Source organism: Stutzerimonas azotifigens DSM 17556 (assembly GCF_000425625.1).
GTDB classification, from domain to species: domain Bacteria; phylum Pseudomonadota; class Gammaproteobacteria; order Pseudomonadales; family Pseudomonadaceae; genus Stutzerimonas; species Stutzerimonas azotifigens.
Window position 1 is genome coordinate 1 of the sequence record NZ_KE384425.1, and the last position, 7,634, is coordinate 7,634.

Here is a 7,634-nt window from a genome sequence, read left to right on the forward strand (position 1 = left end):
ACCACATCCCTGTGGGAGGCGCGCCCTCGCGGCGATGCAGGCCGTAGGCCTGCCCGAGGCCAAGGGTCCATCACTTAAGTGAACAGCATTGCGTCATGGCCCGTCTTTTCGTAGTCAAGACCGCGGGCGCCATGCGTCGTCCCAGGCGTCAGGGTGGGCTTCAGCCCACCAAAAGGCCGGACACGCCCATCAAACCTCTCCGGCCGTCGCCGCCCGGCTCGGCAGCCCGCACAGCAGCCAGGCCAGCGGAAGCGCCGACAGCCCCAGCACCAGCGGCTCGAAACCGGCCGTCGGGGACCCGGGGAAAGGTGCCAGCGCCAGCAGCAGGGCGCCGCCGGCGAGCCCGGCGGCCAGGCGTGTGACGTCGGCGCGCTGGCGCAGGGCGACCTGCAGCACGGCGAGGGCGCTGGCGGTTGCCAGAGTCAGTGCGTAGGGCTGGCCCCAGCCGAGCTGGCGGGCGACCTCGAAGGTCACGCACAGGCCCAGCACCACCCGGCCCCAGGTCGGGCGGCTCCAGCTCCAGCCATGTCCGCGGGCGAAGATCGCCAGTGCCACCAGCGGCACGCCCAACTGGTAGGAAGCTCGCGCCAGCCAGCGGCTGGCTTCGCCGAACGGGCGGATGCCCAGGCCGTCGGCCAGCAGGGTCGCGCCCGTGGCGGCGGCCAGCACGAAGCCGAGCAGGGCGCAGGACAGCGCCGGCTGATCCGCTTCGGCCTGGCGCGGGCGGGCGCGCGCGGTCAAGGCCGCGGCGGCGATGGCCGCCAGCCCGAGGATGGCGGCCGACAGCAGTGCCGCGAGCGCGCTCACGTCAGTGCGGCGAAGGCCCGTTCGGCGGCGTCGAGCGTCTGCTGCAGCTCGGGCTCGCCGTGGGCGATGGAGGTGAAGCCGGCCTCGAAGGCGCTGGGGGCGAGGTAGACGCCGCCTTCGAGCATCAGGTGGAAGAAGCGCTTGAAGCGCTCGACGTCGCTGGCCATGACGTCCTCGAAACGGACGATGTCGTCGGTCTCGGTGAAATACAGGCCGAACATGCCCCCCGCCTGGGTGGTGGTGAAGGGGATGCCGGCGGCGTCGGCGCGCGCCTGCAGGCCGGCGAGCATGCGGCCGGTGTAGTCGGTGAGCTGCGCGTGGAAGCCCGGGCGCTGGATCAGCCGCAGGGTGGTCAGGCCCGCGGCCATCGCCAGCGGGTTGCCCGACAGCGTGCCGGCCTGGTAGACCGGGCCGAGCGGCGCGATCTTCTCCATGATCGCGCGCTTGCCGCCGAAGCAGCCGACCGGCATGCCGCCGCCGATGATCTTGCCGAAGGTGGTCAGGTCCGGCGTCACGCCGTAGTGCGCCTGGGCGCCGCCGAGGGCGACGCGGAAGCCGGTCATCACCTCGTCGAAGATCAGCACCACGCCGAAGTCGTCGCACAGCCGGCGCAGGCCCTCGAGGAAGCCGGGGGCCGGCGGCACGCAGTTCATGTTGCCGGCCACTGGCTCGACGATGATGCAGGCGACTTCGGTGCCGACGTCGGCGAGGCAGGCCTCCACCGCGACCAGGTCGTTGTACGGCAGGGTCAGCGTGTGCTTGGCGAAGGAGGCCGGCACGCCGGGCGAGCTCGGCACACCGAGGGTCAGGGCGCCGGAGCCGGCCTTGACCAGCAGGCTGTCGGAGTGGCCGTGGTAGCAGCCTTCGAACTTGATGATGCTGTCGCGTCCGGTGAATCCGCGCGCCAGGCGGATGGCGCTCATGGTCGCCTCGGTGCCGGAGCTGACCATGCGTACCATGTCCATCGACGGGACCAGCGTGCAGACCAGCTCGGCCATCTCGGTCTCCAGCGCGGTCGGCGCGCCGTAGGACAGGCCGTGGTCGAGCTGCCGGCGCACCGCGTCGAGCACCTCCGGGTGGCTGTGGCCGAGAATCATCGGGCCCCAGGAGCCGACGTAGTCGACGTAGCGCTTGTCGTCTTCGTCGATCACGTAGGCGCCTTCGGCGTGCTTGAAGAACAGCGGCGTGCCGCCGACGCTCTTGAAGGCCCGCACCGGCGAGTTCACGCCGCCGGGGATGTGGGCCTGGGCTTTGGCGAACAGTTCTTCTGAGCGGGACATGGGGCCTCCGGGAAAGTGGCGTGGCTGGGCGCAGCCGGGAAAGGGGTCAGGGGGTGGCGAACAGGGCGGCGAAGGCGCGGGCGCGGCGTTCCACCTCGGCCGGCGAGTCGGCGACGAACAGCGCGTGGATCACCGCGACCAGGTCGGCGCCGCGCGCGATCAGCCCGGGCGCGTTGTCCAGGGTCACGCCGCCGATGGCGACGATCGGCAGATCGAAGCGTTGGCGCGCCTGCTCGAGCAGTTCCACAGTGGCGGCCGGGGCGCCCGGCTTGGTGTTGGAATTGAAGAAGCGGCCGAAGGCGATGTAGTTGGCGCCCTCGGCGGCGGCGCGCTCGGCCAGGTCCAGGCGGGCGTGGCAGGTGGCGCCGATGATCGCGTGGCGGCCGAGCAGGGCGCGGGCGGCCGGCAGCGAGCCGTCCTCCTGGCCCAGGTGCAGGCCGACGTTCAGCCGCGCGGCCAGTTCGGCGTCGTCGTTGACGATCAGTGTGGCGTCGTAGCGCGCGCAGAGGTCGCGCAGCGCCTCGGCCTCGCGCAGGCGCCGGGCCTGGTCGGTGGACTTGTCGCGGTATTGCAGCAGGCGCGCGCCGCCGCGCAGGGCTGCCTCGACGTAGGGCAACAGGCGGCCGCCGGCCAGCAGCTGGCTGTCGGTGATCGCGTAGAGGCCGCGCGGCGTCGTGCTCATCGGCTCAGTCCAGGGGCAGGCGCCGCGGGATGTATTGGCCGCGGCCAGGGGCCTCGGCGTCGCGCAGGGTGCGCCAGGTGTAGTCCAGGGCGCTGCGCACGGCGCTGGTCAGCGTCTCGCCGAGCGCCAGGCGACCGGCCAGGGCGCTGGCCAGGGTGCAGCCGGAGCCGTGGTAGGCGCCCGGCAGGCGCTGGCAGGTGAAATCCTCTCGGCCGTCGCGCGAATAGAGGCGGTTGTGCACCTCGCGCTCGTCGCCGTGGCCGCCGGTGATCAGCAGGTGCTCGATGTGCGGCAGCAGGCGTTCGGCGCACTGGTCCGCGGTGCCTTCCGGCAGTTCGGCGAGGATGCGCGCTTCCGGCAGGTTCGGCGTGGCGATGGCCGACACCGGGAACAGCCGCTCGCGCAGCGCATAACCGACTTCGTCCTTGCCCAGCGCGCCGCCGCCGCCGGCGCGCAGCACCGGATCGCATACCAGCGGCACCCCCGGCAGCTCCCGCATCAGTTCCAGCACCGTCTCGACCATTTCCACCGAGCCGAGCATGCCGAGCTTGACCGCGGCCACCGGCAGGTCGGCGATCACCGTGCGGGCCTGGGCCAGCACCCATTCGCGGTCGAGGACGCGGAAGTCGGAGACGTCCACCGTGTCCTGCACGGTCAGCGCGGTGACGGTCGGAGCGGCGTGGCAGCCCTGCGCGAGCAGGGCCTCGATGTCGGCCTGCAGGCCGGCGCCGCCACTGGGATCGTGGCCGGACAGACAGAGGACGACGGGGCGGGAGGAGGGCGTTTTCATGGCGCGGGAGCTTACACCAAAATGGGCCGTATTGATCGTCGTACGCTGGCTGCGCTTTTTCGTCGCCACTGTTAGAGTCGAGACTTTCCTCACAGTGATGGCTGCCCCGCGTGGTGGCGATAGGTGTACGCATGTGGCGGCTGCTGGTGCTTTCCTTTCTGGTTCTGTCCCTGCCATCGAAGGCCCTGGCGGTAGTGTTCGACGACCGGACCGAGCGCCTGCCGCTCGGCCATGAACTCTTCGTGCTGGAAGACCCGAGCGGCTCCGCGACGCTCGAGCAGATCATTGGCAGTGAGTTGCGCGACGGTTTCCGCGCGGTGGCTGGGGAGGTCTTCAACGCCGGCATGTCGCGTTCGGCCTTCTGGCTGCGTCTGGACCTGGACTACCGCCCCGGCGACACCCTGTCCTCGGTGCCGCGGCGCTGGCTGCTGGAGCTCGCCTACCCGCCGCTGGACCACCTCGAGCTGTACCTGCCGGACGAGCATGGCAGCTACCGGCTGGCCGAGCGCACCGGTGATGCGCTGCCGTTCTCCAGCCGCTCGTACCGCCAGGGCAACTACCTGTTCGCCCTCGACCTGACGCCGGGCGACCCCCAGCGCATCTACCTGCGCCTGCAGAGCGAGGGCTCGATCCAGGCGCCGCTCACGCTGTGGACGCCCAAGGCGCACCTGGAGGCGCAGACCGGCCACACCTACATGCTCGGCATCATCTATGGCGTGCTGCTGGTGATGCTGCTGTACAACCTGCTGATCTACCTCAGCCTGCGCATCGGCAGCTACCTCTACTACATCTGCTACATCGCCTCGTTCGGGCTGTACCAGGTCTCGGTCAACGGCGCCGGCGTGCAGTACCTGTGGCCGAACAACCCCTGGTGGGCCAACGCCGCCACGCCCTTCCTGATCGGTTCGGCGATCCTCTTCGGCAGCCAGTTCGCCCGCCGCTTCCTCGACACGCCGAAGCTCGGCCGCGGCTGGGACCTGGTGCTCAAGACGCTGATGGGGGCGGGCGGGATCACCATGCTGGTGGCCCTGGCGACCGGCTACGGCACCTCGCTGCGGCTGGCCACCGGGCTGGCGCTGCTGTTCACCCTGGTCATGGCCACCGTCGGCTGGGTCGCCTGGCTGCGTGGCATGCGCACCGCGCGCTTCTACATCATCGCCTGGTCGGCCTTCCTCATCGGCGGCTTCGTCAACACGCTGATGGTGCTCGGCTACCTCCCGCACAACTTCCTCACCATGTACGCCAGCCAGATCGGCTCGGCGCTGGAGGTCGGCCTGCTGTCGCTGGCGCTGGCCGACCGGATCAACCACATGCGCGACGAGCGTGCGCGCCTGCTGGAAGAGTCCGGCCGCGAGCTGGCCGCGCTGAACGCCGAGCTGGTGCAGGCCGACCGGCTCAAGGACGCCTTCCTCGGCACCCTCAGCCACGAGTTGCGCACGCCCATGAACGGCGTGATCGGTGGCCTGCAGCTGTTGCGCCAGGCCGACGACGAGGGCGAGCGCCAGGAATACTTCGGCCTCGCCGAAGGCTCGGCGCGCGAAATGCTGCGGATGGTCGACAACCTGCTGACGCTGACCGAGCTGAGCGCCGGGCGACTGAGCGTGCAGCCGGCGCCCTTCGGCCTGCGCCAGCTGCTCGAGCGGCTGCGCGCCCGGTACGGAGCGCAGGCGGCGGCCAAGGGGCTGCGCTTCGAGGTGCAGATCGACGGCATGGTGCCCGACGCCCTGGTCGGCGATGCCGAGCGCCTGCAGCAGGCGCTGGGGCACCTGCTGGACAACGCCGTGCGCTTCACCGCGCAGGGCGAGGTGCTGCTGCGGGTCAGCCGCAAGGAAGGGGCCGGAGCGCTGACGCTGGCCTTCGAGGTCGTCGACAGCGGCGTCGGTTTCGTCAGCGACGACGGCGCGCTCTACCATCCGTTCCGCCAACTGGACGACTCGCTGACCCGTCGCCACGGTGGCCTGGGCATCGGCCTGGCGCTGTCGCGGCAGCTGGTCGAACTGCTCGGCGGCAGCATCAGCCATCGCTCCACGCCCGGGCTGGGCAGCCGCTTCACCCTCGAGCTGCCGCTTGGCCTGCAACCGCCGGTGACGCTGCCGCTCGGTCGCTCGGAGGGGCTGGCCACGGGCTGACGGCATCGGGTGCAGTTTTGGCCGATCCCCCGCTTTTGCCGGTGTCGTCGACGTGATTATCTGACCGGGTTCCGCGATCAGGAGGCCCGTCATGACGAACCATTGCGTTCCCCTCGGCGAGACCCACGAGGTCTTCAACCAAGTGCCGCCGCTCGAAGGCAGCAACCTGTACCGCATCGACCTGCCGTTGCAGGAGTGGGTACGACGCTACCAGGGCGATTGGGCCGAAGCGCGGCTGGACGCCTACGGCGCGCTGGCCGGCGGGCCGCTGATGGAGGCGGGCTTTCTCGCCAACGAGAACAGGCCGGTGCTGCGCAGCCATGACCGCTACGGCCATCGCCTCGACCAAGTGGACTTCCACCCGGCCTACCACCAGCTCATGCGTACGGCGGTGGAGCACGGCATTCCCTCGCTACCCTGGACCGACCCGCGCCCGGGCGCGCAGGTCGCCCGTGCCGGGCTGATGTACCTGCACAACCAGGCCGAGGCCGGCACCAGCTGCCCGTTGACCATGACCTTCGCCAGCGTCCCCGCGCTGCGCATGCAGCCGGAGATCGCCGAGGCCTGGCTGCCGAAGCTGCTGCACGGCGCGTACGACCCGCGCAACCTGCCGTTGGCGCAGAAGACCGGCGTCACCATCGGCATGGCGATGACCGAGAAGCAGGGCGGCACCGACGTGCGCGCCAACACCACCCGCGCCCATCCGCTCGGCCAGCCCGGACCGGGACAGGCCTACGAGCTGGTCGGGCACAAGTGGTTCTGCTCGGCGCCGATGTGCGATGCCTTCCTCACCCTGGCCTACAGCGAGAAGGGGCTGTCCTGCTTCCTGCTGCCGCGGCACCGCCCGGACGGCACACGCAACGCCTTCTATATCCAGCGCCTGAAGAACAAGCTGGGCAACTGGGCCAACGCCTCCAGCGAGGTGGAATACCGCGGCGCACTGGCCTGGATGGTCGGCGAGGAGGGGCGCGGCGTGCCGACCATCCTGTCGATGGTCTCGCTGACCCGCTTCGACTGCATGATCGGCTCCAGCTCGCTGATGCGCCAGGCGCTGACCCAGGCCCTGCATCACTGCCGCCACCGCCAGGTGGCCGGCCGGGCGCTGCTCGACCAGCCGCTGATGCAGAACGTGCTGGCCGACCTGGCGCTGGAAAGCGAGGCGGCGCTGGCCCTGACCCTGCGCATGGGCCGTGCGCTCGACCATGCCGCGGAGGCTCACGAAAGCACCTTCGCCCGGCTGGTCACCGCGGTGGGCAAGTACTGGATCTGCAAGCGCGCGCCGGCCATGATCAACGAGGCGCAGGAGTGCCTCGGCGGTGCCGGCTACGTCGAGGAGACCATCCTGCCGCGGCTGTACCGCGAGGCGCCGGTCAACTCGATCTGGGAAGGCTCGGGCAACGTGCAGTGCCTGGACGTGCTGCGCGCCCTGTCGAAGGAGCCCGGCGTGCTCGAGGCGCTGTTCGCCGAGCTCGGCGACGGCCACGGCGACGCCCGCCTGGCCGCGCATGTCGAGCGGCTCAAGCAGGCCTTCGGCGACACCGCCGACATCCAGTACCGCGCCCGCCAGCTCACCGAGGACATCGCCGTCGGCCTGCAGGCACGACTGCTACTCGAGGCCGGCAACGCGGCGGTGAGCGACGCCTTCATCGCCAGCCGCCTGGCCGGCCACGGGCGGGTCTACGGCACCCTGCCGCGCGGGCTGAAGGTCGATGCGCTGCTTGCGCGCAGCGCGCCGCATCTGGCTTGACTGAACGTGGCTCAGGTCTGCATGGCATCTGGCTAGGCTTGCTGTCGACCATCCTCGCGGGGGCGGGAGCACAACCGCATCGCCGACACGATGCAGGTCGTGGCCGGTTCATCCCCGCGGGTGCGGGGAACACGACCCGCCCGACGCCGGCAACACCTATGTCGACGGTTCATCCCCGCGGGCGCGGGGAACACGGCTG

6 protein-coding genes are annotated in these 7,634 nt (G+C 70.7%); 2 read left to right on the forward strand and 4 right to left on the reverse strand.

The features are described 5' to 3' along the window. Positions 1-189: 189 nt before the first annotated feature. The 4 genes from H610_RS0122320 to H610_RS0122335 are packed head-to-tail and all read right to left on the reverse strand — an operon-like array spanning position 190 to position 3,559. On the reverse strand, positions 190-807 hold the full coding sequence (locus H610_RS0122320; protein ID WP_028241741.1) for a hypothetical protein: 618 nt from the start codon (positions 805-807) through the stop codon (positions 190-192). Beyond that, positions 804-2,087: a glutamate-1-semialdehyde 2,1-aminomutase gene (hemL, locus tag H610_RS0122325; protein WP_028241742.1), complete on the reverse strand. Its 1,284-nt coding sequence runs from the start codon at positions 2,085-2,087 to the stop codon at positions 804-806. The genes H610_RS0122320 and hemL overlap by 4 nt, the downstream gene beginning before the upstream one ends. Positions 2,088-2,133: 46 nt before the next feature. Continuing rightward, on the reverse strand, positions 2,134-2,769 hold the full coding sequence (thiE, locus tag H610_RS0122330; RefSeq protein ID WP_028241743.1) for a thiamine phosphate synthase: 636 nt from the start codon (positions 2,767-2,769) through the stop codon (positions 2,134-2,136). Positions 2,770-2,773: 4 nt separating this feature from the next. Continuing rightward, the gene (locus tag H610_RS0122335) at positions 2,774-3,559 is read right to left on the reverse strand and encodes a hydroxymethylpyrimidine/phosphomethylpyrimidine kinase (protein ID WP_028241744.1); all 786 of its coding nucleotides are present in this window, start codon (positions 3,557-3,559) and stop codon (positions 2,774-2,776) included. 131 nt (positions 3,560-3,690) lie between these two features. Between H610_RS0122335 and H610_RS24405 the strand changes: the two genes are divergently transcribed. Both H610_RS24405 and H610_RS0122345 read left to right on the forward strand, forming a co-directional pair. Beyond that, a complete protein-coding gene (locus tag H610_RS24405) occupies positions 3,691-5,688 on the forward strand; it encodes a sensor histidine kinase (protein ID WP_051231929.1) in 1,998 nt (665 codons plus the stop codon). Positions 5,689-5,779: 91 nt separating this feature from the next. After that, entirely contained in the window at positions 5,780-7,435 is a 1,656-nt protein-coding gene (locus H610_RS0122345) for an acyl-CoA dehydrogenase family protein (protein ID WP_028241745.1), read from the forward strand. Positions 7,436-7,634: the final 199 nt, after the last annotated feature.

Coding starts and splice junctions, on each gene's coding strand:
- H610_RS24405 (WP_051231929.1), top strand. CDS start 3,691: ATGTGGCGGCTGCTGGTGCTTTCCTTTCTGGTTCTGTCCCTGCCATCG.
- H610_RS0122335 (WP_028241744.1), bottom strand. CDS start 3,559: ATGAAAACGCCCTCCTCCCGCCCCGTCGTCCTCTGTCTGTCCGGCCAC.
- H610_RS0122345 (WP_028241745.1), top strand. CDS start 5,780: ATGACGAACCATTGCGTTCCCCTCGGCGAGACCCACGAGGTCTTCAAC.
- hemL (WP_028241742.1), bottom strand. CDS start 2,087: ATGTCCCGCTCAGAAGAACTGTTCGCCAAAGCCCAGGCCCACATCCCC.
- thiE (WP_028241743.1), bottom strand. CDS start 2,769: ATGAGCACGACGCCGCGCGGCCTCTACGCGATCACCGACAGCCAGCTG.